Source organism: Streptomyces sp. NPDC002676 (genome assembly GCF_053592455.1).
Map to the genome: position 1 here is coordinate 40,113 of NZ_JBSFVT010000016.1, position 26,411 is coordinate 66,523.

Annotated in this window: 24 protein-coding genes and 1 pseudogene; 6 read left to right on the forward strand and 19 right to left on the reverse strand. The window is 71.5% G+C overall.

Annotation, left to right across the window (positions count from 1 at the left end; all coding sequences use genetic code 11):
- Window positions 1-75 precede the first annotated feature (75 nt).
- The 16 genes and pseudogenes from ACWD3E_RS32435 to ACWD3E_RS32510 form a co-directional block, all read right to left on the reverse strand.
- Window positions 76-246: pseudogene (locus ACWD3E_RS32435) on the reverse strand (flavodoxin-dependent (E)-4-hydroxy-3-methylbut-2-enyl-diphosphate synthase); the annotation flags it as partial.
- Window positions 247-250: 4 nt separating this feature from the next.
- Window positions 251-1,273: an adenosyl-hopene transferase HpnH gene (gene hpnH, locus ACWD3E_RS32440; RefSeq protein ID WP_451391113.1), complete on the reverse strand. Its 1,023-nt coding sequence runs from the start codon at window positions 1,271-1,273 to the stop codon at window positions 251-253.
- Window positions 1,274-1,278: 5 nt separating this feature from the next.
- Complete coding sequence (locus tag ACWD3E_RS32445) at window positions 1,279-1,920, reverse strand: phosphorylase family protein (protein ID WP_451391114.1); 642 nt, start codon at window positions 1,918-1,920, stop codon at window positions 1,279-1,281.
- Entirely contained in the window at window positions 1,917-3,974 is a 2,058-nt protein-coding gene (gene shc, locus ACWD3E_RS32450; RefSeq protein WP_451391115.1) for a squalene--hopene cyclase, read from the reverse strand. Before shc ends, ACWD3E_RS32445 begins: the two co-directional genes overlap by 4 nt.
- 116 nt (window positions 3,975-4,090) lie before the next feature.
- Complete coding sequence (locus ACWD3E_RS32455; protein WP_451391116.1) at window positions 4,091-5,221, reverse strand: polyprenyl synthetase family protein; 1,131 nt, start codon at window positions 5,219-5,221, stop codon at window positions 4,091-4,093.
- On the reverse strand, window positions 5,221-6,648 hold the full coding sequence (gene hpnE, locus ACWD3E_RS32460) for a hydroxysqualene dehydroxylase HpnE (RefSeq protein WP_451391117.1): 1,428 nt from the start codon (window positions 6,646-6,648) through the stop codon (window positions 5,221-5,223). The genes ACWD3E_RS32455 and hpnE overlap by 1 nt, the downstream gene beginning before the upstream one ends.
- On the reverse strand, window positions 6,645-6,785 hold the full coding sequence (locus tag ACWD3E_RS32465) for a DUF6380 family protein (protein WP_451391118.1): 141 nt from the start codon (window positions 6,783-6,785) through the stop codon (window positions 6,645-6,647). The genes hpnE and ACWD3E_RS32465 overlap by 4 nt, the downstream gene beginning before the upstream one ends.
- Window positions 6,785-7,735: a presqualene diphosphate synthase HpnD gene (gene hpnD / locus ACWD3E_RS32470; protein ID WP_451391119.1), complete on the reverse strand. Its 951-nt coding sequence runs from the start codon at window positions 7,733-7,735 to the stop codon at window positions 6,785-6,787. The genes ACWD3E_RS32465 and hpnD overlap by 1 nt, the downstream gene beginning before the upstream one ends.
- A complete protein-coding gene (gene hpnC, locus ACWD3E_RS32475) occupies window positions 7,732-8,628 on the reverse strand; it encodes a squalene synthase HpnC (RefSeq protein ID WP_451391120.1) in 897 nt (298 codons plus the stop codon). The genes hpnD and hpnC overlap by 4 nt, the downstream gene beginning before the upstream one ends.
- A 368-nt stretch (window positions 8,629-8,996) precedes the next feature.
- Window positions 8,997-9,785, reverse strand: coding sequence for an ABC transporter ATP-binding protein (locus tag ACWD3E_RS32480; RefSeq protein ID WP_451391121.1), 789 nt, complete (start codon window positions 9,783-9,785; stop codon window positions 8,997-8,999).
- On the reverse strand, window positions 9,778-10,707 hold the full coding sequence (locus tag ACWD3E_RS32485; RefSeq protein ID WP_451391122.1) for an ABC transporter permease: 930 nt from the start codon (window positions 10,705-10,707) through the stop codon (window positions 9,778-9,780). Before ACWD3E_RS32485 ends, ACWD3E_RS32480 begins: the two co-directional genes overlap by 8 nt.
- 90 nt (window positions 10,708-10,797) lie before the next feature.
- A complete protein-coding gene (locus ACWD3E_RS32490; protein ID WP_451391123.1) occupies window positions 10,798-11,670 on the reverse strand; it encodes a glycosyltransferase family 2 protein in 873 nt (290 codons plus the stop codon).
- A gap of 5 nt (window positions 11,671-11,675) precedes the next feature.
- Window positions 11,676-12,455: a CDP-alcohol phosphatidyltransferase family protein gene (locus ACWD3E_RS32495; protein ID WP_451354370.1), complete on the reverse strand. Its 780-nt coding sequence runs from the start codon at window positions 12,453-12,455 to the stop codon at window positions 11,676-11,678.
- Window positions 12,433-13,494 (reverse strand): iron-containing alcohol dehydrogenase family protein, encoded by a 1,062-nt coding sequence (locus ACWD3E_RS32500; protein ID WP_451391124.1) that lies wholly within the window; start codon window positions 13,492-13,494, stop codon window positions 12,433-12,435. The genes ACWD3E_RS32495 and ACWD3E_RS32500 overlap by 23 nt, the downstream gene beginning before the upstream one ends.
- Window positions 13,482-14,234 (reverse strand): phosphocholine cytidylyltransferase family protein, encoded by a 753-nt coding sequence (locus ACWD3E_RS32505; RefSeq protein ID WP_451391125.1) that lies wholly within the window; start codon window positions 14,232-14,234, stop codon window positions 13,482-13,484. Before ACWD3E_RS32505 ends, ACWD3E_RS32500 begins: the two co-directional genes overlap by 13 nt.
- Window positions 14,231-16,054 carry a DUF5941 domain-containing protein gene (locus ACWD3E_RS32510; protein ID WP_451391126.1) on the reverse strand — a complete coding sequence of 608 codons (1,824 nt, stop codon included), beginning with the start codon at window positions 16,052-16,054 and terminating at the stop codon, window positions 14,231-14,233. Before ACWD3E_RS32510 ends, ACWD3E_RS32505 begins: the two co-directional genes overlap by 4 nt.
- A gap of 455 nt (window positions 16,055-16,509) precedes the next feature.
- Between ACWD3E_RS32510 and ACWD3E_RS32515 the strand changes: the two genes are divergently transcribed.
- Together ACWD3E_RS32515 and idi are read left to right on the forward strand one after the other, a co-directional pair.
- The gene (locus ACWD3E_RS32515; protein WP_451391127.1) at window positions 16,510-17,451 is read left to right on the forward strand and encodes a cation diffusion facilitator family transporter; all 942 of its coding nucleotides are present in this window, start codon (window positions 16,510-16,512) and stop codon (window positions 17,449-17,451) included.
- A gap of 166 nt (window positions 17,452-17,617) precedes the next feature.
- Window positions 17,618-18,211, forward strand: a complete 594-nt coding sequence (idi, locus tag ACWD3E_RS32520) for an isopentenyl-diphosphate Delta-isomerase (RefSeq protein ID WP_451391128.1) — start codon at window positions 17,618-17,620, stop codon at window positions 18,209-18,211.
- 241 nt (window positions 18,212-18,452) lie between these two features.
- On the opposite strand, the gene ACWD3E_RS32525 is transcribed toward idi, so the two are convergent.
- Window positions 18,453-18,947: an ATP-binding protein gene (locus tag ACWD3E_RS32525; RefSeq protein ID WP_451391222.1), complete on the reverse strand. Its 495-nt coding sequence runs from the start codon at window positions 18,945-18,947 to the stop codon at window positions 18,453-18,455.
- A 193-nt stretch (window positions 18,948-19,140) separates the two neighbouring features.
- Complete coding sequence (locus ACWD3E_RS32530; RefSeq protein WP_451391129.1) at window positions 19,141-19,737, reverse strand: HdeD family acid-resistance protein; 597 nt, start codon at window positions 19,735-19,737, stop codon at window positions 19,141-19,143.
- Window positions 19,738-19,858: 121 nt separating this feature from the next.
- On the opposite strand from ACWD3E_RS32530, the gene ACWD3E_RS32535 reads away from it, so the two are divergent.
- The 4 genes from ACWD3E_RS32535 (at window position 19,859) to ACWD3E_RS32550 (ending at window position 24,738) form a co-directional block, all read left to right on the forward strand.
- On the forward strand, window positions 19,859-20,623 hold the full coding sequence (locus ACWD3E_RS32535; protein ID WP_451391130.1) for an enoyl-CoA hydratase/isomerase family protein: 765 nt from the start codon (window positions 19,859-19,861) through the stop codon (window positions 20,621-20,623).
- A gap of 136 nt (window positions 20,624-20,759) precedes the next feature.
- Window positions 20,760-23,186, forward strand: a complete 2,427-nt coding sequence (locus tag ACWD3E_RS32540) for a Tex family protein (RefSeq protein WP_451391131.1) — start codon at window positions 20,760-20,762, stop codon at window positions 23,184-23,186.
- 89 nt (window positions 23,187-23,275) lie between these two features.
- On the forward strand, window positions 23,276-23,851 hold the full coding sequence (locus ACWD3E_RS32545) for a DinB family protein (protein WP_451391132.1): 576 nt from the start codon (window positions 23,276-23,278) through the stop codon (window positions 23,849-23,851).
- Between the two features lie 98 nt (window positions 23,852-23,949).
- A complete protein-coding gene (locus ACWD3E_RS32550; RefSeq protein ID WP_451391133.1) occupies window positions 23,950-24,738 on the forward strand; it encodes a calcium-binding protein in 789 nt (262 codons plus the stop codon).
- 3 nt (window positions 24,739-24,741) lie between these two features.
- Here ACWD3E_RS32550 and ACWD3E_RS32555 read toward each other — a convergent pair whose 3' ends face one another.
- Window positions 24,742-26,382 (reverse strand): ABC-F family ATP-binding cassette domain-containing protein, encoded by a 1,641-nt coding sequence (locus ACWD3E_RS32555; RefSeq protein WP_451391134.1) that lies wholly within the window; start codon window positions 26,380-26,382, stop codon window positions 24,742-24,744.
- Window positions 26,383-26,411: the final 29 nt, after the last annotated feature.

Consider the following 26,411-nt stretch of genomic DNA (forward strand, 5'->3'; position numbering starts at 1 on the left):
GGTCCGTGCCTTGCCTCAACTCACTTGGGGCTCAATCCGCTTTTTGCAGACGCAGCCCCAGCGACTCCAGGAGACCCGGATCGTGCCGCCGATGCCCTGGCCGAGCAGCGCGCCGAAGGCGACGGCCGATGGCACCGGGGCTCCGCCCCCGACCGCCGCCGGCCCGACCTGGATCCGCCGCGAGACGCGTCGCGGCGCGATGGGCCGGGCCGGTACCCCGGGGAGTCCCGAGGCAACGGCGGTCATGACCTCAGTCCCGGTTCCCGGAGACGGTCTCGCGCATCGCCCGCAGCGACTCCTTCAGGGAGCCCATGGTGGCGAGGACGGCGGTGGGTTCGTAGCCGCAGTGCGCCATGCAGTTGGCGCAGCGAGGGTCCTTGCCGCGGCCGTACTGGTCCCAGTCGGTCTTCTCGATGAGTTCGCGGTACGTGGGCACGTACCCGTCGCTCATCAGGTAGCAGGGGCGCTGCCAGCCGAAGAGCGAGTAGTTCGGGATCGCCCAGGCGGTGCAGGGGAAATCGATCCTGCCCTCCAGGAAGTCCAGGAAGAGCGGGGAGTGGTTGAGCCGCCAGCGCGCCCGGTTGCCGCCCGCGAAGGCCTTCTTGAACAGCTCGCGGGTCTGCTCGACGCCGAGGAAGTGCTCCTGGTCGGGTGCCTTCTCGTAGGCGTAGGCGGGCGAGATCATCATCTCGTCGACCTTCAGCTCGTCGTTGAGGAAGTTGAGCACCTCGACGACCGTCTGCGGGGTGTCGGTGTTGAAGAAGGTCGAGTTGGTGGTCACCCGGAAGCCGCGCCGCTTGGCCTCCTTGATGGCCTCCACGGCCTCGTCGAACACACCCTCCTTGGCCACGGACTCGTCGTGCCGCTCGCGCAGCCCGTCGATGTGCACCGCGAAGGCGAAGTACGGGGAGGGCTTGAACTTGTCCATCTTCTTGCGCAGCAGCATGGCGTTGGTGCACAGGAAGACGTACTTCCTGCGCTCCACCAGCTGGCGTACGATCTCGTCGATCTGAGGGTGCATCAGCGGTTCGCCGCCGGCGATGGACACCATCGGCGCACCGGACTCCAGCACCGCGCCCACGGCCTGGGCGACCGGCATGCGCTGCTTGAGCACCCCTGCCGGATGCTGGATCTTGCCGCAGCCCTCGCACTTCAGGTTGCAGGCGAAGAGCGGCTCCAGCTCTACGATCAGCGGGAACTTGTCCCGCCTGCGGAGCTTCTGTTCAACCAGGTATGCAGCGACCTTGATGGACTGACGCAACGGCATGGCCATCTGGCTCACCTCCGGGGGAGCAGCAAAGAACGGTGCCATTCGAAAAAAGCGGGAAGGACAGAACGAAGAACGCGGAAAGCTGATATTCCACCGCGCACCGTGCCGATTCTGACGAGTTCATGTTCTGGAGCGTCCACGACCACCCGTACGGCCGCAACCGGGCGCTCGCCGGCGCGTACGGCGCTCAGGAGCGTGGCCGCCGATTCCATGTCGACCGCGATCGCGCCGGTCGCGAGCAGCTCGGACCGCTCCGGGCCCCGCACCACATGGTCGGAGCCGGTGAGCGGGCCGGTGTGGACGGTGCGCCCGGGCAGGATGCGCACGAGTTCCTTGACCAGCAGCTCCGTGCCCACGCAGGGCACGGTGCCATGGGGGTCGCGGGTCTCCATGGCGACGACCAGGTCGCCGGGGTGCATGCCGGGGGCGAGCCCGGCGCAGAACCCGGTGGCCAGCACGGCCGCGTCGGCCAGCGCCGGGTCGGCCAGCCGCCCGGTGAGGGAGCGTTCCGCCGCGCGGGGGCCCATGCCCGTGCGGAGGAAGGTGACCGGCCCGCCCGCGTCGCCCCGGTCGCCGGTGCGCAGGGCGAGGTGCTCGATGCCGAGCGCGCAGGCGATCAGCAGCGGGGCCGGGGCGGGCTGGGTGCTCATTCGGCTCCCTTGACCTCGGAGAGGGGCTTGCCGGACAGCGACTTCGCGGACAGCGGCTTCCTGGCGAGGAGGTCGCGCTCGAAGGGGTCGCCGTGCAGGTACCGGCCGAGCGCGGTGAGCGGGAAGACCTGCCGGTAGAGGTGGTAGTTGATGGAGAAGTCCCAGGGGAAGCCGGTGCCCGTGAAGTACGGCTCGTCCCAGCTGCCGTCCGCCCGCTGGGTCTCGGCGAGCCACTGGACGCCGCGCTCGACGGCCTTGGAGCCCTTCTCCCCCGCCGCGAGCAGCGCCATCAGCGCCCACGCGGTCTGCGAGGCGGTGGAGGCGCCGCGACCGCTCCACTCCTTGACGTACTTGTAGGAGCGCAGGTCCTCGCCCCAGCCGCCGTCGTCGTTCTGGACGCTCTCCAGCCAGGCCACCGCCCGCCGGATCGCCGGGTGGGAGCCGGGCAGGCCGGCCGCGGTCAGCGCGGGCACCACCGAGCCGGTGCCGTAGAGGTAGTTGACGCCCCAGCGGCCGAACCACGAGCCGTCCGGCTCCTGTTCGGCGAGCAGCCAGTCGATGCCCCGCCGGGTGCGCGGGTCGTGCGCGAGGCCCTCGGCGGCGAGCATCTCCACCACGTGCGCGGTGACGTCCGCGGACGGCGGGTCGATGACCTCGCCGAAGTCGCAGAACGGCAGCCGGTTCGGGAACGGGCTGGTGTTGTCGACGTCGAAGGCGCCCCACGCGCCGTTCCGCGACTGCATCCCGAGGTTCCAGCGCACCGCCCGGCCGATCGCCCCGTCCACGCGCTCCGGATCGTGGTGCCGGACCCGGCGCAGCGCGAGGGCGACCTCGGCGGTGTCGTCGATGTCGGGGTAGTTGTCGTTGTGGAACTCGAACGCCCAGCCGCCCGGCGGCAGCCCGGGGCGCTTCACGGCCCAGTCGCCGGGCCGGACGATCTCCTCGCCGAGCATCCAGTCGGCCGCCTTGACCAGTTGCGGGTGGTCGGCGGGCAGCCCCGCGTCGACGAGTGCGATGGTGGCGAGGCAGGTGTCCCACACCGGGGACTGGCAGGCCTCGATCATCCGGGCGCCGTCCTCGCGCCATACGGCGAAACGGTCCAGCGACTCAAGTCCCGCGCGCATCACGGGGTGTTCGAGGTCGTAGCCGAGCAGGTGCAGGGCGATGACCGAGTACACAGCCGGCGGCTGGATGCCGCCCCAGCAGCCGTCGTTCTCCTGCCGCTCGATGATCCAGCGGGCGGCGGAGTTCATCGCGGCCCTGCGCAGCCCGCGCGGGGCGAGCTTGCGCAGCTGGTGCAGTGCCTTGTCCAGGCGCTGGAAGGCACCGTCCCAACTGGCTGCGGGAGCAAGCGGCTTGGGCGGGTTGGGGTGCTCGGGGTCGGTGTGCAGCTCGTCCAGCGGGAAGGGCGCCGGGCGGACCGGACGCTTGGCGGAGACGATGGTGAGCGGGACGATCGTCTGCCGGGCCCAGCACCCGAAGTCGTAGATGTTGAGAGGCATCCAGGAGGGGAACCAGATCAGCTCCGGCGGGAGTTCGGGCAGGTCCTCCCACTTCCACCAGCCGAACAGGGCGAGCCAGATCCGGGTGAAGACCCGGGCCGCGGCGATGCCGCCGCGCTCGCGGATCCAGGCCGAGGCCCGCGCCATGTGCGGGGCGCCGGGCGCGTCACCGGCCAGGCGCAACGCGACGTACGCCTCGATGGTGGCGGACAGTTCGCCGGGACCGCCGTAGAAGGTGGCCCAGGCGCCGTCCTCGCGCTGCTCGCCGCGGATGAACAGGGCGGCGGCCCTGGTCGTGGCCTCGTCGCGGATGCCCAGGAACTGACGCAGGAGCAGGTCCTCGGCGTCCATGGTGACGTTGGTCTCCAGGTCGCCCTTCCACCAGCCCTCGGCGTCCTGCCGCGCGAGCAGGAAGTCGGTGGCGCGCCGCGCGGCGCGTGCGGCGGCTTCGGGCACCCCGGCCGCCTCGGGGTTCGTGATGTCGGTGTCGCTGGCCGCGGAAGCGTGTGGCGGCAGGGCCGCTCCGGTGCTTCCGTCGGTCGTCGCTGTCATGGCTTCCCCTTCGTGCAGTCGTGCGAGTCGTGCTGCTGTGGGTCCGCCGTCGGCCGGTGTCCGTCACCTCCGGACACCGGCCGGCGACTACGCGAGAGTCCTTCGACCGATGGTGCTCATCTCTTCCGTACGACGACGAAGTCGGCGAGCGCCACGAAGGAGGCCCGTACCCGGTCGGGCATGTCGACCGCGCCGAGGGCCTCGATCGCGACGGCGTGCTGACGGCGCGCCTCCTGCGCCGTCCACTCACGGCCGCCCGCCTGCTCGATGAGGGCGGCGCGGGCCGCGAACTCCTCCTCGGAGAAGTTCTCGAAGTCGCTGCTCTTCGCGTCGGCCGCGAGGATCTCGCCGAGCTGGTCGGAGGCGCTGCCGCCCGCCGCGAGAGCGGCCACCACCGGCAGGGACTTCTTGCGCTGGCGCAGGTCGCTCCAGGTCTGCTTGCCGGTGGCCACCGGGTCGCCCCAGATGCCGAGCAGGTCGTCGATGGCCTGGAAGGCGAGGCCGAGGTGGTAGCCGTACCTTTCCAGCGCGTCGGCGGTCCGGTCGTCCGCGCCGCCGAGGACGGCGCCGATGGACGAGGCGCTGGCGAGCAGCGCGCCGGTCTTGTTGCCCTCCATCTCCAGGCACTCCTCGACGCTGACGCGGTCGCGGTGCTCGTAGGAGATGTCCTGCGCCTGACCGTCGATCAGGGCGCGGGAGGCGGCGGTCAGCCGGCGGGTGGCTCGGGCCGCCTCGGCGCTGCCGATCTCCAGCAGCAGCTCGTTGGCGAGGGCGAACAGGGCGTCGCCGACCAGGATGGCCTGGGCGGGGCCGTGCAGCTTCCAGACGGTGTCGCGGTGCCGGCGCTGCTCGTCGCCGTCCATCAGGTCGTCGTGCAGCAGCGAGAAGTTGTGCACGAGTTCGACGGCGACGGCGCCCGGGACACCGACCTCCGGCGCGGCGCCCGCGACCTCGGCGGAGAGCACGGCGAGGGCCGGTCGGACGGCCTTGCCGCCGTCGCCGTCGGCGGGGTTGCCGGCCGCGTCGATCCAGCCGAAGTGGTAGGCGGCGACAGTGTCTATCGGCGGCGCCAGGCGCTCGACGGCCGCACGCAGGACCGGTGTGGCCAGGGTCCGGCCGCGCTCCAGGAGCGCGAGCACGTCCACCGCGTCGGCGGCCGTCGAGGCCGGGGGCACAGCGGGCACAGTCTCTCCTCTTTCTGCGGTACCGGAGGTGCGGGGGCCCGCCGCGGACTGCTGATCGAGCATCAGGCCGCCTCCTCGAAAGCCGGGAGTCGGCTGGGGCGGGGCCGGCCCAGGGCGGCGAGGGCGGCGTCGGCCGCGCTCACGCCACTGCGGACCGCACTCTCCAAGGTCGCGGGCCACCCGGTGGCGGTCCACGCTCCGGCCAGGTACAGGCCGGGGGTCTTGGTGCGGGCGCCGGGCCGCAGCCGCCCGACGCCGGGGCTGGGGGCGAACGTCGCCGTGCGCTCCCGGGTCACGAAGAAGTCCTTCACCTCGGCGCCGCGCGTGCCCGGGATCAGCCGCTCCAGCTCGGGCAGGTAGCGCTCGCGGAGCGCTGCCACGGGCGCGTCGATGTCGCCGTGCGCGGCCGACTGGGACAGCGCCAGGTACTGCCCGGTGCGCAGTCCGGACGCGTCGGTGCGGTCGAAGACCCACTGCACGGGGGTGCCGAGGGCGGCGAAGAAGGGCCGGGCGAGCACCTTGCGGTCGTAGACGACGTGCACGTTGAGGATGGGCGCGGTGCCGATCTCCAGGAGCCGTTCGGGGGCGTCGAGGGCGCCGGGCGGCAGCAGGTCGTGGGCCTCGCGCTGCGGTACGGCGAGGACGACGGCGTCGGCGTCGAGCGTCTCGCCGGGAACCTGAACGCTCCAGGCCCCGTTTTCGTTGAGAGAGAGGGAGGTGACGCGTGCACGGACCTCGGTACGCACGCCGGCGGAGTCGAGCGCCCTGCGGGCCAGCCGGTCGTGCAGTTCGCCCAGCGGGACGCGCGCGAAGCCGATGTCGGCCGCGCCCGGGTCGGACAGCAGACCGGTCTTGAACACCATCGCGGCGAGCCCCAGCGAGGAGTCGCCCGCGACCGCGTTGAGGCTGGCGATCCCGACCAGGTTCCACAGGGCTTCGACGGCGCGCGCCGACTGGCCGTGCGCGGCCAGCCAGCTGCCGAAGTTCTGGGCGTCCAGGGCCGGATCGGCGAGGTCGAGCCTCTTGAGCGCGAGCGCGGCCCGGCCGACCGCGACACGCTCGGCGAGCGAGAGGTGCGGGTAGACGGCCAGGCTGCGCCCCAGGTGCAGGGGGACGGGCAGCGGGTCGCGGCTGATCCGGCCGAGCCGCCGCCCCTCGGGCTTGGCGGCGTCCACGACGGGTACGTTCAGGCGCTCCTGCAGCGGTGCCAGTGCCGCGCCCTCGATCCGGTCGAGGAACCAGCGGTAGGCGGTGCAGCAGCGCAGGTACACGTGCTGGCCGTTGTCGACGGTCAGTTCGCCGCGCTGGAAGGAGCAGGCGAGCCCGCCGAGCCTGGGCCTGCCTTCGAGGAGGGTGACCTTGACGCCCGCGTCGGCGAGCGCGAGCGCCGCGGTGATCCCGGCCAGCCCGCCGCCGACCACGACGGCACTGCGTCCCGCGGTCGCCTGGGTGTCAGCGGGCGCCCCCACGGGGCGCGAACCGTCGCTCATCGTGCGTCCTTCCGTGCGTGCCGGCCATGTTGGTGGAACGGTGCACGAGCGGTCGTCCGAGACAGGGACGCCACGCCGCGGCACGGGGTTGCCTGCCGGGCCGGGCCGGTCGGACCGCCCGGATCCACGGGGCCCATCAGGCACGCCTCCTGACGGTCTGCCGGGACACGTGCCGGGCGTCGAGGCCGGACAGGCCGCGCACGGCGACGTAGGCCTTCTCGCGTCCGGGCAGCGAGACCCGGCCGCGCAGCACGGCCTCCGGGTCGCGCTCGATGCGGTCGAGCAGTCGACGGTAGATGCCGGCCATGGCGGCCACACAGGCGCCGCTGCGCCGGTCGAGCATGGGCAGCAGCCGGTAGCCCTCGGCGAAGAGGGCGCGGGCCCGTCGTACTTCGAAGTGCACGAGGCCCGCGAAGTCGGAGCCCTCCGGTGGGGTCGGCCCGTGGAACCCGGCCGAGCAGCCGAACTTGGCCAGGTCGTCGGCGGGCAGGTAGGTACGGCCGCCCTCGGCGTCCTCGCGGATGTCCCTGAGGATGTTGGTCAGCTGCAGCGCGAGGCCGAGCGTGTCGGCGTACTCGGCGGCGCGCTCGGCGCCGCGCGCGCCCGGTTCCGTACCGAACACGCCGAGCGAGAGCCGGCCGATGGCCCCGGCGACACACCGGCAGTAGACCTTCAGGTCGTCCCAGGTCTCGTAGGTCTCCCCGCGCACGTCCATCTGGACGCCGTCGATCAGCTCGTCCAGGCCGTCGAGCGGGATCGGGAAGGCACGCGCGGCATGGTCGAGGGCGACGGCGACCGGGTCGATGTCGTCGTCCGCGACCGCGCCCTCGCGCATGCGCGCGAGCAGCGCCCGGGTGTCCTCGAGGCGCGCCTGCTTGGTGGCACGGGGCAGGTCGCCGTCGCCGATGTCGTCCACTCGCCGGGAGAACGCGTACAGCGCCGACATGGCGCGGCGCTTGGGTGTCGGCAGCAGCCGGATGCCGTAGGCGAAGTTGCGGGCCTGCTGCCCGGTGACGGCCTCGCAGTAGCTGTAGGCGGCGAGTACCGGCGCGGACACGTACGGCGGAGAATCCACGGTCCGGATCACCCCTCTCCTCGCAGAATCACGCCCGCCTCACGCAGCAGCCGGCCCTTGCCGGGTCTGGGCGGGCCGGGAAGTACGTCGTATTCGGCGGCGGCGATCGCGCGGACCGCCGCCCTTCCCCCTGCCACGAACCCCGCGAGCAGCAGCCTGAGCCTGCCGTGGACGCTACCCACGAGGGGGGCGCCTTCATTCAGCAGATTCCGGGCGCGTTCCGCTTCGTACGCGACCAGGGCGCGCACCGATGCGCCCGCGGATTCCGCGGCGAGGTCGGTTTCGCGGACGTGGAAGCGCAACATGTCCTCGGCGGGGAGATAGATCCGGTCACGGCCGAGGTCCTCGGCGACGTCCTGGAGGTGCTCCACGACCTGCAGGGCGGTGCAGATCTTGTCGGACAGACGGATCCGTTCGGGGCTCGCGGTGCCGGTGACGGCGAGGACGAGGCGGCCGACGGGGTTGGCGGACAGTTCGCAGTAGGCAAGGAGGTCGTCGTAGGTCTCGTACCGGGTGACGAGCTGGTCCTGGCGGTTGGCGGCGATCAGGCCGAGGAAGGGCTCGGGGGTGAGGCAGCGGCGGCGGACGGTGGGCTGGAGGCGGCGCAGCAGGGGGTGGCGGGGGCTGCCGTCGAAGACGCGGCGCAGGTCGGCCTCGAAGGCGTCGAGGAGGAGCAGGCGGTCTTCGGCCTCGGCAGCCGACACGCCGAGGATGCGGGCGTCGGCCCCGCCGAGGGCCAGGTCGCCGTCGCCGATGTCGTCCACGAGGCGGGCGAAGCCGTAGACCGCCATGAGGTCGTCGCGCCAGGCCCTGGGCAGGAAGAACGGGGCCACGGGGAAGTTCTCGCTCGCGGCCTTGTCCAGTGTGGTGCGCTCCAGGCCGGGCGCCGTGACGGTGCCCGTCACCGCGCGCTGCCCGGGGCGGGGACGGCGCGTGCTGCGTTGAGCTGGGGAGTTTCCGTAGCCATCGCCGTCACATCTCCCGTTCTACACTGCCGACCCAATACACACTATTTCGGACACGCCGCCCGGCAATCCGCGGGCCGACCCGGCCAGAGGTGACGCGCATTATGGCCCTAGTTGCCGCTTTCCGGCACTGGTACAGCTTACGTTGTACAACGCAAGGCCGTTCGTCGGGGTGTCCTGCACATCACAACAACACACCGATTGGCGTCAAGATTCCTTGAACCAGACCGAGTTGACGATTCCCTTGCGGATGTAGAGCCCCGCGGAAATCGTTCCGGACGGACCGTGGCCGAAACCGGTGGGGTCCCTTACTTGCCCGTGAACTTCTCGTACTCCTTGAGGACCTCTTCGGTGGGCCCGTCCATGCGGAGTTCGCCGCGTTCCAGCCACAGGACGCGGTTGCAGGTGTCGCGGATGGACTTGTTGTTGTGGCTGACCAGGAACACCGTGCCGGCTTCCTTGCGCAGTTCCCGGATGCGCTCCTCGGAGCGCTTCTGGAAGGAGCGGTCGCCGGTGGCCAGCGCCTCGTCGATCATGAGGACGTCGTGGTCCTTGGCGGCGGCGATGGAGAACCGCAGGCGCGCGGCCATACCGGAGGAGTACGTGCGCATGGGCAGCGTGATGAAGTCGCCCTTCTCGTTGATCCCGGAGAAGTCGACGATGCTCTGGTAGCGCTCCTTGACCTGCTCGCGGGACATGCCCATGGCGAGGCCGCCGAGGATGACGTTGCGCTCGCCGGTCAGGTCGTTCATCAGGGCCGCGTTGACACCGAGCAGGGACGGCTGACCGTCGGTGTAGACCTTGCCCTTCTCCGCGGGCAGCAGGCCGGCGATGGCGCGCAGCAGGGTGGACTTGCCGGAGCCGTTGGAGCCGATGAGGCCGATGGCCTCGCCGCGGTAGGCGACGAAGGACACACCGCGCACGGCATGCACCTTGCGCACCCCGCGCTCTTCCCCCCGCTTGAGTATGCGGCTCAGCGCGGCGGTGGCGCTGCCCTTGCCGGTCTTGGCGCCGTTGACCCGGTAGACGATGTGCAGGTCGTCCGCGATGACCGTCGGGCGCCGGTCCGCGCTCGCCTGGTTGTTCTGCTCAGCCACGGCCGTACCGCTCCTCAGCCTTCCAGAAGTACACGAAGCCACCGGCGAAGACGACCACGGCCCAGAACAGGGCGATGGCCCACACGTGCGGCGGCAGGTTGGCGGCACCGTACCCGTCGATCAGCGCGAAGCGCATCAGGTCCATGTAGACCGCGGCCGGGTTGACCTGCAGCAGCCGCACCGCCCACTCGGGGCGGCCCTCCATCATCTTGCTGATGGAGAACATGACGCCGGAGGCGTACATCCAGGTGCGCAGCACGAACGGCATCAGCTGGGCGAGGTCCGGGGTCTTCGCGCCCATGCGCGCCACGATCAGCGCGAGCCCGGTGTTGAACAGGAACTGCAGCAGCAGGACCGGCAGGATCAGCAGCCAGGACAGGCTCGGGTAGCTGCCGAAGCCGATCGCGAAGACGAACAGCACGACCATCGAGAAGAGCAGCTGCTGGAGCTGCTGCAGCGCGAAGGAGATGGGCAGCGAGGCGCGCGGGAAGTGCAGGGCGCGCACCAGGCCCAGGTTGCCGGAGATCGCGCGGACGCCCGACATGAGCGAGCTCTGCGTGAAGGTGAAGACGAACACGCCCGTCACCAGGAACGGGATGTACACCTCCTTGGACATGCCCCGGCTGGCGTGCAGGATGACGCCGAAGATGAAGTAGTAGACGCCCGCGTTGAGCAACGGGGTCGCCACCTGCCACAGCTGGCCGAGCTTGGCCTGGCTGTACTGCGCCGTCAGCTTCGCCTGGGAGAAGGCGAGGATGAAGTGGCGCCGCCCCCACAGCTGACGGACGTACTCCGCGAGCGAGGGCCGGGCTCCGCTCACGGCGAGCCCGTACTTGGCGGCGAGCTGCGCGGCCGTCAGTCCCTCGTCGGGCGAAGGGGCCGCGGTCACCGCGACGGTGCCGTCCTGGGTGGTCTCACTCACAGGTGGAAACTTTCGTCTTCGGGTACGTCTGTGCGGGTCGTCTCGGGTGGCCGGCGGGGGGCCGGCCGGGGCGGGCTCACGTCGAGCTTGTCAGATGACCGGGGGACGGCCCAGCCGCGTGAGCCGCCACACCGTGCGCCAGCGCATCGGGCGGCGGGGGCCGCAGGGCGTCGTCCAGCCCTCCTTGAAGCCGCCGAACCAGGCCCGCAGGGCCGGCCGGGAGGGGCGGCGCAGCAGCGTGAGCAGCATCCAGACCCCGAGGTAGACGGGGACCAGCAGGGCGGGCAGGTTACGGCGGGCCAGCCAGACCCGGTTGCGGGCGACCATCCGGTGGTAGACCGCGTGCCGCGAGGGCGCGGTCGTCGGGTGGTACAGCACCATGTCGGACCGGTAGTCGATCATCCAGCCCGCGTCGAGGGCGCGCCAGGCCAGGTCGGTCTCCTCGTGGGCGTAGAAGAAGTCGCCCGGCAGCCCGCCGACCTCGGCGAAGACCTTCGTACGGACGGCGTTGGCGCCGCCCAGGAAGGTGGTGACCCGGGAGGAGCGCATCGGGTCGGAGGCGCGCAGCCGGGGCACGTGCCGGCGCTGGGTCTCGCCCGTCTCCGGGTCGGCGATGCGGAAGCTGATGATGCCGAGGCTCGGGTCCGCGGCGAACGCCTCGCGGCACAGCTCGGCGGTGTCGTGGCGGGCCAGCAGGCCGTCGTCGTCGAGGAAGAGCAGCAGGTCGACGTCACGGCCGCCGGGCCCGAAGGCCTCGATGCCGACGTTTCGGCCGCCGGGGATGCCCAGGTTCTCGGGCAGCTCGACCGTGCGGACGCCCTCGGGGACGTCCGGGACGGGCGAGCCGTTGCCGACGACGACCACCTCGACCGGGTCGCCCTCCTGCCCCGCGACCGAGTCGATCAGGGCACGCAGCTCCTCGGGACGGTTGCCCATGGTGATGATGACGGCGCCGGCCTTCATGCCGCTCACCTCAGCCTGCTGGAGGCGAGGATGGACACCAGGTGCAGCAGAGTCTGCAGCAGGGCGATGCCGGCGAGGACGGCCGTGCCGAGGCGGGTGAAGAAGAGGTCGCCGTGGATCTGGTCCGCGATCGCGAGGACCACGATCAGCAGCGAGGCCTCGATGCCGAGGATCAGCCGGTGGAACTTCAGCGCCGAGGCGGCCCGGCGGGCCAGCGCCATGCCCGAGGAGCGCGGCTCGGAGGCCGCCTCCTTCACGGGCGCCATCCCGGTCTGGTGCCGGGCGACGCCGACCAGGTCGGTCTCGGCCTTGATCAGGATGGCGCCGAGCGCGGCGAGCGTGCCGAGGAAGGCCCACAGCCAGTCGATCCGGCCGCTGCCCCACAGGTCGGCGGCGCGCAGGCCGAGCCCGACCAGGACGGCCGCGTCGGTGAGGTAGGCACCGACGCGGTCCAGGTAGACCCCGCCGAGCGAGTACTGCTTGCGCCAACGGGCGATCTCGCCGTCGACACAGTCCAGCAGCAGGTACAGCTGGGTGGCCACGACGCCGAGGACGGCGCCCCAGATCCCCGGCACCAGCAGGGCCGGGGCCGCGAGCACGCCGCAGACGGTCATCAGGTACGTGAGCTGGTTGGGCGTGACCCTGGTGTTCACCAGGTAGCGGTCGACGCGCAGGGACACCTCGCGCATGTAGAGGCGTCCCGCCCAGTGCTCACCGCTGCGCCGGTCCTTGACCCCCGCGGGGTGGACGACCGGACGGAGTTCAGCTACCGATGGCCTTGACATAGTCGGCGTAGATGTCCTTGATCTGGTTCGTCTTGAGGTCGAGGTGCTCGAGGATCGTGTACCGGCCGGGCCTGGTCTCCGGAGCGAACTCCACGGCGCGGACGAACTCGTCCACCGTGAAGCCGATCTCCTCCGGCAGCACCGGAAGCCCGTGCCGGCGCAGCACCTCGGCCATGAACGCGGACTGCTCGTGGGCTCCGCGAAGGTACATCGCGAAGGCGGCCCCGAGCCCGCACTGCTCGCCGTGGCTCGCGGCGCGCTTGGGGAAGAGCAGGTCGAAGGCGTGGTTGATCTCGTGACAGGCGCCCGAGGCGGGCCGTGAGTCGCCCGAGACCGACATCGCGACACCGGTGAGGACCAGCGCCTCGGCGAGCACCTGGAGGAAGTCGTTGTCCCCGATGCCGCCCGGGTGCCGGAGCACGGCCTCGCCGGCCTGGCGGGCCATGGCGGCGGCGAGTCCGTCGATCTTCTCGCCGTTGACGCGGTTGGCCAGTTCCCAGTCCGCGACCGCGGAGATGTTCGACACGGCGTCGCCGATTCCCGCGCGCACGAAGCGCGCCGGAGCCTCCCGGATGACGTCCAGGTCGATCACGACGGCGATCGGGTTCGGCACGCCGTAGGACCCGCGCCCGGCGTCGTTGTCGAGGGTGGCGACGGGCGAGCACAGGCCGTCGTGCGCGAGGTTCGTCGGCACGGCGACCAGGGGCAGGCCGACGCGGGCCGCGGCGAACTTGGCGCAGTCGATGATCTTGCCGCCGCCGAGGCCGACCACGGCGTCGTAGTGGTCGGCCTTCATCTCGCCGGCCAGCCGGATCGCGTCGTCCAGGGTGCCGCCGCCCACCTCGAACCAGGAGGCGCCCGGCAGGGACGGCGCGATGCGCTCGCGCAGCTTGGCGCCGGAGCCGCCGCTGACGGCGACCGCGAGCCGCCCGGAGTGCGAGATCCGCTGGTCGGCGAGGACGCTCGCCAGGTCGTCCAGGGCACCCGGGCGGATGTCCACGACGACCGGCGAGGGAATCAGCCGGGTCAGTACTGGCACGCGATCTCCCGTCCCCGGGCGAGGTCGTCGTGGTTGTCGATCTCGACCCACTGGACGTCGCCGATCGGCGCCACGTCGATCTTGAAGCCGCGGTTGACCAGCTCCTGGTAACCGTGCTCGTAGAACTGCTGCGGGTCGGTCTCCCAGACCGTCTTCAGCGCGTCGGCCAGCTCGGGGGCGGCGTCGCCCTCGATCAGGGTGACGCCGATGTACTCGCCGGTCGCCTCGGCGGGGTCCATCAGCTTGGTGATCTTCGTCATGCCCTTGGCGGGGTCGACGACGACCTTCATCTCCTCGTCGGCCAGGTTCTTCACCGTGTCCAGGGCGAGGATGATCTTCTTGCCCTCGCCGCGGGCGGCGAGCAGCGTCTTCTCGACGGAGACCGGGTGCACGGTGTCGCCGTTGGCGAGGATCACGCCGTCCTTGAGGGCGTCCCGGCCGCACCACAGGGAGTAGGCGTTGTTCCACTCCTCGGCCTTGTCGTTGTCGATGAGGGTGAGCTTGAGGCCGTACTTCTGCTCCAGGGCCTCCTTGCGCTCGTACACGGCCTCCTTGCGGTAGCCGACGATGATCGCGACCTCGGTCAGCCCCACCTCGGCGAAGTTGCCGAGGGTGAGGTCGAGCACCGTGAGCGAGTCCTCAGCGCCGTCGGGGCCAACCGGCACCAGCGCCTTGGGAAGGCTGTCGGTGTAGGGGCGCAGACGCCGTCCGGCGCCGGCCGCCAGCACGAGGCCGATCATGCGGTTTCTCCTTCGTCGTGTACGGCGGGCGCGCCGCCCTTGTGGGCAGCCACCCAGAAGCGGATGCTCTCGACGAGCACCACGAGGGCCACGTACACGGCGAGAACCGTGAGCGCGACCGTGAACTGCGAGGCGGTGAGCAGCGCAGCCAGGACGGTGACGAGCAGCGTCCGTCCCTCATGCCCCCCGATGGCGCGCACCAGCCAGGCCGGGCTCGCTCCGGCGTTGCCGCGGATGCGGTACACCGTGTCGTAGTGATGGTAGGCGACGGCGGCCACCAGGCCGAAAGCCGCAGGAAGGGCCCCGTTTACCCCGGATTTACTTGCGAGGGCGAGCACGGTGAGGTACTCGGCGGCCCGGAAGACGGGCGGGACCAGCCAGTCGAGGGCGCCCTTGAGGGGGCGGGCGACGGCGAGGGCCGAGGTCAGCAGGTAGACGAGGGCGCCGACGACGGGCAGCACGCCGCCGAAGCCGGTCAGGGCCGAGCAGGCCACGACGGCTGCGCCGCCGAGCAGGGCCGCGGCCGGTACGGCGAGACCGGGCAGTCCCTTCCCCAGTCCGCGCGTGAGGGCCTCGGTGAGAGGGCCCGAGTCGGCCAGGTCCGCCAGTGCCCGCGCCGCGCGGTCGGTCCGTCGTGCCTTGCGGGTCAGCGATCGCAGCACCCGGCCCGCGGTGGTGTAGGTCGCGGCGAAGGCGCAGCCCACGAGGAGCGCGTAGAAGGTGATGCGCGGGGTGGTGGCCGCGGTGAGGACGGCCATCATCGCCCACCGCTCGCCTATCGGCAGCACTATCATCCGCCGCACCCAGACCGTCCAGCCGACACTGTCGAGCCTGCCGGAGAGGGCGGCGGTCGGGCTGGTGTTGGCGGTGGCGTCGTGGTTGGCCTCGTTGAAGGAGAAGTCGACCACGTGCCGGCAGGTCTGGAGGATCATCGCACCGAGGGCGAGGGCCCACACGTCATCGCCTCCCCCCCTGCCGCTCGCGGCCGATGCGCCGAGCGCGAGTCCGGCGTAGTAGGCGTACTCCTTGGCCCGGTCGAAGGTGGCGTCCAGCCAGGCGCCGAGCGTGGAGTACTTCAGGGCGTAGCGGGCGAGCTGGCCGTCGGTGCAGTCCAGCACGAAGGACGCGATCAGCAGCACACCGGCCGCGACGAACCCGGCACGGGTGCCGGTGGCCGCGCAGCCCGCGGCTATCAGTGCGGTGAGCAGCGAGGCGGTGGTGACCTGGTTGGGGGTCAGGCCCCGGCGGGCGCACCAGCGGGCGATGTAGCGCGAGTACGGGCTGATGAAGAACGTGGTGAAGAAGCCGTCGCGGGACTTCACGGCCGACTTCAGGCGTACGGCCTCCTCGTCGACGGCGGCCACGGCCTGCCGGGCCTCGTTGCGGCCCTGCGGGTCGGTGGGGACGGCGGCGACCAGGCTGCCCAGCTCGGGGCGGTGCACGTCGCCGCCGTCGGCGTCGAGGGCGGTGACGATCCGGTCGGGGAGGCTGTCCACGGCGACGGCCGTGCCGCCGCCGGCGGAGGTCTCGCGGGCCATGGCCCGGGTCAGCGCCTGCCGGGCGTCGGGCTGGGCGGTGACGGCGCCGGCGAGCGCGGCGAGCGGGAAGCGCGGGTCGGTGAGGCCGAGGCGCAGCGCGTGCAGGTGGCCCACGAAGCGGGCGTCGACCAGGGCCACGCGCCGGTCACCGGGGACGGCCGCGAGCAGGGTCTCCGCCTCGGCGGCGTCGGCGGCCACGCGCACGTCGAAGCCGAGGGCCCGCAGATCGCTGTCCAGTGACGATCCGGGAACCGGCTGACCGGTGACGATGGCCGTCGACAACCGAACTCACTCCCTGGGTGCCGGCGCGCGGGCGCCGGTCTTCTGCATGGTGGGGCGCCCTTGCCAGCGGCACACCCGGGCGGCATGTCGGCAGAGGCTATCCGATGGCGCGGAGCCCGTGTTCACCGGCCGTTCATGGCCCGGCCCACGGGGACTGCCCCGGCCTTTGCCGCGATCATCATCGGGGATCCGGGGCCCGCCTCACAAACCGCGGTCGCAGAGCCGGGCATCCCCGGGCATGAAGGACACAGGGGCCTTCGGAGCCGGGAGACGTACCGGTGAACCCTACGGCAAGACCATGCCGCCGGCGCGTGTCCGGTGTGCGCGGCAGCGCCCTGACCTGCACATCGTTTCCGCAGGTCAGGGGAGATGACAACGGTGTTCAGTGCCGCGTTGCCCGATACCCCCCACCCGTAGTTCACTGACTACCGGAACGAGACGGAAGGGCGGTTGTCATGGGGGCAGGGCACGACCACGGGCACGCGCACAGCCATGCGCCCGCCACGGGTACGGCCGCGGCTGCGTACCGCGGCCGGCTGCGGATCGCGCTGGGCATCACGCTCACGATCATGGTGGTGGAGATCGTCGGCGGACTCGTCGCGGACTCGCTCGCGCTGATCGCGGACGCGGCGCACATGGCGACCGACGCGGTGGGCCTCGGCATGGCGCTGCTCGCCATCCACTTCGCGAACCGCCCGCCGAGCACGAACCGCACCTTCGGCTACGCCCGCGCCGAGATCCTCGCCGCACTGGCCAACTGCCTGCTGCTGCTCGGGGTCGGCGGATACGTGCTGTTCGAGGCGGTCCAGCGGTTCGTCACGCCCGCGCAGACCGAGGGCGGCCTGATGATCTGGTTCGGCCTGTTCGGCCTGGTCGCCAACATGATCTCGCTCACCCTGCTGATGCGCGGGCAGAAGGAGAGCCTGAACGTGCGCGGCGCGTTCCTGGAGGTGGCCGCGGACGCGCTGGGCTCGGTGGCGGTGCTGATCTCGGCGTCCGTGATCCTGGCCACCGGCTGGCAGGCCGCCGACCCGGTCGCCTCGCTGGTCATCGGGCTGATGATCGTGCCGAGGACGCTGAAGCTGCTGCGCGAGACGCTGGACGTGCTGCTGGAGGCCGCGCCGAAGAACGTCGACATGGCCGAGGTGCGGGCACACATCCTGGCGCTGGACGGCGTGGAGGACGTGCACGACCTGCACGCCTGGACGATCACCTCGGGGATGCCCGTGCTGTCGGCGCACGTGGTGGTCAGCCCGGAAGTGCTGAACGCCATCGGCCACGAGAAGATGCTGCACGAGCTTCAGGGCTGCCTGGGCGTCCACTTCGACGTGGAGCACTGCACCTTCCAGCTGGAGCCGAGCGGGCACGCGGAGCACGAGGCGAAGCTCTGCCACTGACGGGTTTCCGTGCGGCGGCCCGGTTCCCGGTGCGTTGGGACGGTTTCGGGGCGCCGGACCGGGCATGATCACCTACCGGGTCTCCCTCCCGGACCGGGTGAAAGTGCCGGGAGTGCCGGATTCGTACGGCAGACTTGGGGTGCGAAGACCGAGGCGAAGGATGGGTATGCCGATCACACCTGCCAGCACGACGCACAGCTCGTCCGATGGCACCGCAGAGGCGATCTTGCTGGAACTGGTCGACGAGAAGGGTGTGACGATCGGCACGGCGGAGAAGCTCGCCGCCCATCAGCCGCCGGGGCAGCTGCACCGCGCGTTCTCCGTGTTCCTCTTCGACGAGCAGGGGCGGCTGCTGCTCCAGCAGCGCGCGCTGGGCAAGTACCACTCCCCCGGTGTGTGGTCCAACACCTGCTGCGGCCACCCCTACCCCGGCGAGGCGCCGTTCGCGGCGGCGGCCCGGCGCACCTTCGAGGAGCTGGGCGTCTCGCCGTCGCTGCTGGCGGAGGCGGGCACGGTCCGCTACAACCACCCGGACCCGGCCTCGGGCCTGGTCGAGCAGGAGTACAACCACCTGTTCGTCGGCCTGGTGCAGGCGCCGCTCGCGCCGGATGCGGAGGAGGTCGGGGCGACCGCCTTCGTGACGGCGGCCGAGCTGGCGGAGCGGCACGCCCGGGACACATTCTCGGCCTGGTTCATGACCGTGCTGGACGCGGCCCGTCCGGCGATCAGGGAGCTGACGGGCGCGTCGGCCGGCTGGTGAGGACACCGGCCGGCGCCATGACGTTCGGCGGCGGCCGGGCGGCAGCATGGGAGCACTCCGGCTGCCGCCCGACCGTATGCCGTTCCGGCAACTCGGCCGTTCCGACAACTCGGCCGTTTCGGCAGCTCAGGCGCCAGCTAAACGTTTCAGCGCCACACCCGCAGCCGTAGCCGCAGCCGTCACCTGAACGTTTCCGCAGCCCGCGCGGCCGACGAGCGGCCCGGCGGTGCGCCGCCGTACCTCACGGCAGCCCGGCCGGTTTGAGCGGCAGGGCGGCCCAGATGACCTTGCCGCCGCTCGCCGTGTGCTCCACATCGACCACCCCGCCCGCCTCCCGGGCCACCTCGCGGACCAGGAGCAGCCCCCGGCCGCCGGTCCGGCCGTGGTCGGCCTCCAGGGCGCTCGGCCGGTAGGGGTGGTTGTCCTCCACCGACACCCGCACCCACTCGGCCCCGACGGCGACCTCCACGGCCAGCATCGGCGAGAGCAGCGCCGCGTGCCGGACCGCGTTGGTGACCAGTTCGGAGACGATGAGCAGCAGCCCGTGGAGCACGTCGTCGCAGACCGGTACGCCCTGGCGCAGCAGCAGGTCCCGTACGGCGTGCCGGGCCTGCGGGACCGAGGAGTCCTCGGCAGCGGCGGTGAACCGCCAGACGCCCTCGTAGGGCAGTGGGTCGGGCGGCGGCCCGGCGGCCCCCGCCGGGCGCGGGCCGTCCCCGCGCCCGTGGTCGTCCATCGTCCGGTCGCCGCCCTCGCGCTCGATTGTCACCACACGTCGAGTGTTGATAACGATCGGCTCCGCTCCCCGGAACTGAACACAAGTCAGCCAGTATCGGACGCTTTCTGACCGCCTGGGTATGACAAGGTCATGTGTGGGACCGTTCCTGTCTCCGGAACCGCCGATTCGCGAACTATTCGGGTTGTACGGGTTAGACGTGCGGCTTCTCCGAGACGAGACCGACGACGCGCCGGCCGCCGTAGCCGGTGGCGATCAGGCCGAGGCCGTCGAAGAGCAGCGCGAGCGAGATGAAGGTGCCGATGACGTACTGGCTGCTGCTCGGCCAGGAGCCGAGGACCAGGATCCCGAGCATCAGGTCGAAGGCGCCGAGCAGCAGGGTCAGACCGAACTGGGGGCCGCGCACCACCAGGCTGCCGACCAGCCGGAAGAACCCGCCCGACAGGAAGAGCAGCGCGGCGAACATGGTGAGCGCGGCGGCTGCCGCGTGGGGCAGCCGGATGACGACGATGCCGGCCGCGACGTTCAGGCCGGCGACGACGACGCCGAGCCAGAAGTAGCTGCTCCCGCGGGCCTGGATCGCGTGCAGCAGGCCGACGATGCCGCCGATCAGCAGCAGCCAGCCGAACAGCAGCATCGAGGTCAGCGTGGCGAGGCCGGTGTAGACGAGCCCGACGAGTCCGGCGAGCACGAGGATCACACCGAGCGCCGCGAGCATGCCGAAGCGGCGGTGCAGGCTCGTCGCCCTGTTCTTCGCCGCCCCGTCCTGGGGCTTGCCGGACCTGGCCATCGCCGCCTCCTCAATAGCCACTTTTGCGTCACTTGTTCATTTATGTCCCCCTGTGCGGGGTGTCGTAACTCACCGGGCCCGTCCTGATCACCACGGGTGGCGGGCCGATAACATCCGGCGCATGGAGCCCCAGCTGTCGCACCAGGTCGCCGACTCCGTCGCCACCGTCGTCATCTGCCATCCGGCGAAGCGCAACGCCATGACGGCCGCGATGTGGCGGGCACTGCCGCCGCTCCTGGCCGAGCTGGCGGGCGATCCGGGAGTGCGGGCGCTGGTGCTGACCGGGGCGGGCGCGACCTTCTGCGCGGGCGCGGACATCTCCACGCTCCGGGAGTCCCGGGAGGATGCGCAGGGGCTGGCGGTGGCAGCCGAGGAGGCGCTGGCCGCGTTCCCCAAGCCGACCCTCGCGGCCGTGCGCGGTCACTGCGTGGGCGGCGGATCCCAGCTCGCGGCGGCCTGCGATCTGCGGCTGACGGAAGAGGGCGCGCTGTTCGGGGTGACGCCCGCGAAGCTCGGCATCGTCTACCCGGCGTCCTCGACCCGCCGGCTGGTCTCGCTGGTGGGTCCGGCCACCGCCAAGTACCTGCTGTTCAGCGGCGAGTTGATCGACACGCAGCGGGCGTTGCGCACCGGGCTCGTGGACGAGGTGCTGCCGGAGGGCGAACTGGACAAGCGGATCACCGAGCTGACCCGGATCCTGGTGTCGCGCTCGCAGCTGACGCAGGCCGCCGCGAAGGAGTTCGCCGACGGCCGCACCGACCGGGACGCCTACTGGACCGAACAGGCACGCGGCAACGGCGACACCACGGAGGGCGTCGCCGCCTTCCTGGAGCGCAGGCAGCCGCACTTCACCTGGACCGTGCCCGGCACGCCCGCGTCCGGCTGAACCGGCTGAACCGGCTGCCGGTACGCACGGCACGGCACGCGGCGCGCAACGACGCGGCGCGGCCCTGATCCCCGGTTGTCGGTGCCACCTGCCACAATTGCGGCGCAAGCTGACGTGGATAAGGCGGTACGGGATCGTGACGACACCCGAGTCACTCGAAGTAGGGTCCATCGAAGGCAGGATCGCCGAGGAACTCGGCGTACGGGAGCGGCAGGTGAAGGCCGCGGTGGAGCTGCTCGACGGCGGTTCGACGGTGCCCTTCATCGCCCGCTACCGCAAGGAAGCGACCGAGATGCTCGACGACGCGCAGCTGCGCACGATCGAGGAGCGGCTGCGCTACCTGCGGGAGCTGGAGGAGCGGCGGACCGCCATCCTGGAGTCGGTGCGCGAGCAGGGCAAGCTCACCGAGGAGCTGGAGGCCCGGATCCGCGGCGCCGAGACCAAGGCGCGCCTGGAGGACATCTACCTCCCGTACAAGCCGAAGCGGCGCACCAAGGCGCAGATCGCGCGCGAGGCGGGCCTGGAGCCGCTCGCGGAGGGGCTGCTGGGCGACCCGACGGTGGAGCCGCTGGCCGCTGCCGCCGCCTTCGTCGACGCCGACAAGGGCGTGGCCGATCCGCAGGGCGCACTGGAGGGCGCGCGGGCCATCCTGACCGAGCGGTTCTCGGAGGACGCCGACCTCATCGGCGAGCTGCGCGAGCGCATGTGGGTGCGCGGGCGGCTGGCCGCCAAGGTGCGGGAGGGCAAGGAGGAGGCGGGCGCCAAGTTCGCCGACTACTTCGACTTCGCCGAGCCCTTCACCGAGCTGCCCTCGCACCGGATCCTGGCGATGCTGCGCGGCGAGAAGGAGGAGGTCCTCGACCTCGTCCTGGAGCCGGAGGAGCCTGCCGAGTCCGCATCGGTCCCGTCGTCGTACGAGGGGATCGTCGCCTCGAAGTTCGGCATCGCCGACCGGGGGCGTCCCGCCGACAAGTGGCTGACGGACACGGTCCGCTGGGCCTGGCGCACCCGGATCCTGGTCCATCTCGGCATCGACCTGCGGCTGAGGCTGCGTACGGCCGCCGAGGACGAGGCGGTCGACGTCTTCGCCGCAAACCTGCGCGACCTGCTGCTCGCCGCCCCGGCGGGTACGCGCGCGACGCTGGGCCTGGACCCCGGTTTCCGCACCGGCGTGAAGGTGGCCGTGGTCGACGCGACGGGCAAGGCGGTGGCGACCGACGTCATCTATCCGCACGTCCCGGCCAACAAGTGGGACGAGGCCCTCGCGAAGCTGGCCCGGCTGGCGAAGGAGCACGCGGTCGAGCTGGTCGCGATCGGCAACGGCACGGCGTCCCGGGAGACCGACAAGCTCGCCGGTGAACTGATCTCCAGGCACCCGGAGTTGAAGCTCACCAAGGTGATGGTGTCCGAGGCGGGCGCGTCCGTGTACTCGGCGTCGCAGTACGCCTCGCAGGAGCTGCCCGGCATGGACGTGTCGCTGCGCGGCGCGGTGTCCATCGCCCGCCGGCTCCAGGACCCGCTGGCCGAGCTGGTGAAGATCGACCCGAAGTCGATCGGTGTCGGCCAGTACCAGCACGATCTGTCCGAGGTGAAGCTGTCCCGCTCGCTGGACGCGGTCGTCGAGGACTGTGTGAACGGCGTCGGTGTGGACGTCAACACCGCGTCCGTGCCGCTGCTTTCGCGGGTGTCGGGCATCTCCTCCGGGCTCGCCGAGAACATCGTGTCGCACCGGGACGCCAACGGACCCTTCAGGTCGCGCTCCGAGCTGAAGAAGGTGTCCCGGCTGGGCCCGAAGGCGTACGAGCAGTGCGCGGGCTTCCTGCGCATCCGGGGCGGCGACGACCCGCTGGACTCGTCCAGCGTGCACCCGGAGGCGTACCCGGTGGTGCGGCGCATGGTGAAGACGTCCGGGCAGGAGGTGGCCGCCCTCATCGGCAACACGGGTGTGCTGCGCTCGCTGCGGCCCGCCGACTTCGTGGACGACAGCTTCGGTCTGCCGACCGTCACGGACATCCTGAAGGAGCTGGAGAAGCCGGGACGCGACCCGCGGCCCGCCTTCAAGACGGCCACCTTCAAGGAGGGCGTGGAGAAGATCTCCGACCTGTCCGCGGGGATGGTGCTGGAGGGCGTGGTGACGAACGTGGCCGCGTTCGGGGCGTTCGTGGACATCGGTGTGCACCAGGACGGGCTGGTGCACGTCTCGGCGATGTCGAAGACGTTCGTCAAGGACCCGCGCGACGTCGCGAAGCCCGGTGACATCGTCAAGGTGAAGGTCCTCGACGTGGACATCCCTCGCAAGCGGATCGCGCTGACGCTGCGCCTGGACGACGAGGCCGCGGGTGCCTCCGGCCAGGGGCAGGGGGGCCAGGGACAGGGCCGCCAGCAGCGTGGTGGCGGGGGCCGGCCGCCCCAGCAGCGCCAGGGCCAGGGACAGGGACAGGGACAGGGACAGCGTCAGGGCCGCGGTGGCGACCGGGGCGGGCGTCAGGCGCCGCCGCCGGCCAACAGCGCGATGGCCGACGCGTTGCGGCGGGCCGGGCTGCTGGATCCGAAGAAGCGCTGAGAGACGGGGTCCGGGCCGGGCGAGTCGCGTCGCGGCCCGGGCGCGCAAAACCGTGTGCCCGAAGGGCACTTGATTGCCAGACTCGCGCCATGGCCATCACTGATCCCAAACACGACCTCCAGACATATCTCCAGGACGCCCGTGACGTCCTCCTGTGGAAGCTGGAAGGCCTGCCCGAGTACGACGTCCGGCGCCCCCTGACTCCGACGGGGACCAATCTGCTGGGCCTGGTCAAGCATCTCGCCGGCGCCGAAGCCCTGTACTTCGGGGCGACCTACGGGCGGCCCTTCGGCGGGACGCCCCTGTGGATCACCGGGGACGCGGAACCCAACGCCGACCTGTGGGCCCGGCCGGACGAGAGCCGGGAGGACATCGTCGGCCTGTACCGCGCGGCCTGCGCGCACTCCGACGAGACCATCGCCGCACTGCCGCTGGACGCGGTCGGCCGGATCCCCGGAGACAGAGGCAGCGAGGTCACGCTGCACAACAGCCTCACCCACATGATCGCCGAGACCCAGCGGCACGCCGGACACGCCGACATCGTGCGGGAGTTGATCGACGGCACGACGGGGCAGCGCCCGGACGGCACCAACATGGCCCCCGGGGGCCGGGCCGCCTGGGCGGCGCACCGGGAGCGGGTGGAGCGGGCCGCCAAGGGGGCTTGACGGAAACGTTGGCCGGGAGAACGGTCGGATCACTACTATTCGATCGGTTTCGGCCTCTGCCCTGATTCCGGGCGGACAACTCATCTTTATGGGGACACATGTTCAGACGCTCCGCCGTCGCCGCCCTGTCGGGCGCGCTGGCCCTCACCGCCCTCACCGTGACGGCCGCCCGGGCCGATTCCGGTGAAGGAGACACCCAGGTCCTGCTGGCCGTCGTCAACGGCGGCCAGCCGGTCGTGCTCGGCGCCATGACGAAGAAGACGGTCACACTCACCATCAGCGCGAGCGACGACTCGGGGATCAAGGACGCCTATGGCTTCCTCTGGCACGGCACGTGGGACAACCCCGACGGCGGCGTGGGGCCCGGTTCCGACACTCCGCTGACCTGCACCCCGGTCTCCGGAAGCACCACCACCTCCACCTGCACCGCCGACATCGTCATCGACCCGAACGCGATGCTGATCAACGCCAACGCGGGTACCTGGCACATCTGGACGTCCGTGGACGCCAACGACTTCGACTACGTCAACAAGGAGAGCGCGGGCACCTTCCTGATGAAGCGTGCCGCCAGGCTGACCGCCGACGCCACCCCCGAGCCGGTGGCCAAGGGTGGCGTCCTCACCGTCAAGGGCGCGCTGACCCGCGCCAACTGGGGCAAGGGCGGCACCTACAGCGGCTACGCGGGCCAGTCGGTGAAGCTCCAGTTCCGCAAGGCCGGCAGCACGACGTACACCACCGTGAAGACGGTGACCAGCGGCACCGACGGCGCCCTCACGGCCACCACGACGGCCACCGAGGACGGCTACTGGCGCTGGAGCTTCGCCGGCACCAGTACGACCGGACCGGCCAAGGCCTCCGGCGACTACGTCGATGTGACGGGGGTCTAGGTCCTAGCGTTCGGTCAGCTTGCCGTCCGCCACCTCCAGGCGTCTGGTCACCCGGACCGCGTCCAGCATCCGCCGGTCGTGGGTGACCAGGAGGAGCGTGCCCTCGTAGGAGTCGAGGGCGGACTCCAGCTGCTCGATGGCGGGCAGGTCGAGGTGGTTGGTCGGCTCGTCCAGGACGAGGAGGTTCACGCCCCGGCCCTGGAGCAGCGCCAGGGCCGCGCGGGTGCGTTCGCCCGGGGAGAGGGTCGCGGCCGGGCGCAGCACGTGGTCGGACTTCAGGCCGAACTTGGCCAGGAGGGTGCGGACCTCGACCGGCTCGGTGTCGGGGACGTCCGCGCAGAACGCGTCGAGCAGGGTCTCGGGGCCGTGGAAGAGCTTGCGGGCCTGGTCGACCTCGCCGACCAGGACGCCCGAGCCGAGGGCCGCGTGCCCGGAGTCGAGCGGGACGCGGCCGAGCAGCGCGCCCAGCAGGGTGGACTTGCCGGCGCCGTTGGCCCCGGTGACGGCGACCCGGTCCGCCCAGTCGATCTGCAGGGAGACCGGGCCGAAGGTGAAGTCGCCGCGCCGGACCTCGGCGTCGCGCAGGGTCGCCACGACCGCGCCCGAGCGCGGGGCCGCCGCGATCTCCATGCGCAGCTCCCACTCCTTGCGCGGCTCCTCGACCACCTCCAGGCGCTCGATCATGCGCTGGGTCTGCCGGGCCTTGGCGGCCTGCTTCTCGCTGGCCTCGCTGCGGAACTTGCGGCCGATCTTGTCGTTGTCGTTGTTCGCCTTGCGCCGGGCGTTCTTCACACCCTTGTCCATCCAGGAGCGCTGCATCTGCGCGCGGTCCTGGAGGGCGGACTTCTTGTCGGCGTACTCCTCGAACTCCTCGCGGGCGTGCCTGCGGGCGACGTCCCGTTCCTCCAGGTAGGCCTCGTAGCCGCCGCCGTAGAGGTTGATCTGCCGCTGGGCGAGGTCGAGTTCGAGGACCTTGGTGACCGTGCGGGTGAGGAACTCGCGGTCGTGGCTGACGACGACCGTGCCCGCGCGCAGGCCGGTGACGAAGCGCTCCAGGCGCTCCAGACCGTCCAGGTCGAGGTCGTTGGTGGGCTCGTCCAGGAGGAAGACGTCGTAGCGGGACAGCAGGAGGGAGGCGAGGCCGGCGCGGGCCGCCTGGCCGCCGGAGAGGGCGGTCATAGGCTGGTCCAGGTCCACGGCGAGGCCGAGGGAGTCGGCGACCTCCTCGGCGCGCTCCTCCAGGTCGGCGCCGCCCAGGTTCAGCCAGCGCTCCAGGCTCACCGCGTAGGCGTCGTCGGCGCCGGGTGCGCCGTCCACCAGGGCCTGGGTCGCCTCGTCCATGACCCGCTGGGCCTCGGCCACGCCCGTGCGGCGGGCGAGGAAGTCCCGGACGGTCTCCCCCGGCCTGCGCTCCGGCTCCTGCGGCAGGTGACCGACGGTCGCGGTCGGCGGGGAGAGCCTGAGCTCGCCCTGCTCGGGCGCGGTGAGCCCGGCGAGCAGGCGCAGCAGGGTGGACTTGCCCGCGCCGTTGGCACCGACCAGCCCGATCACGTCGCCGGGCGCGACGACGAGATCCAGCCCGGTGAAGAGGGAGCGGTCGCCGTGTCCGGCGGCGAGGTTCTTGGCGACGAGAGTGGCAGTCATCAGAACGCCGATCCTAATGGGCCGCGGGA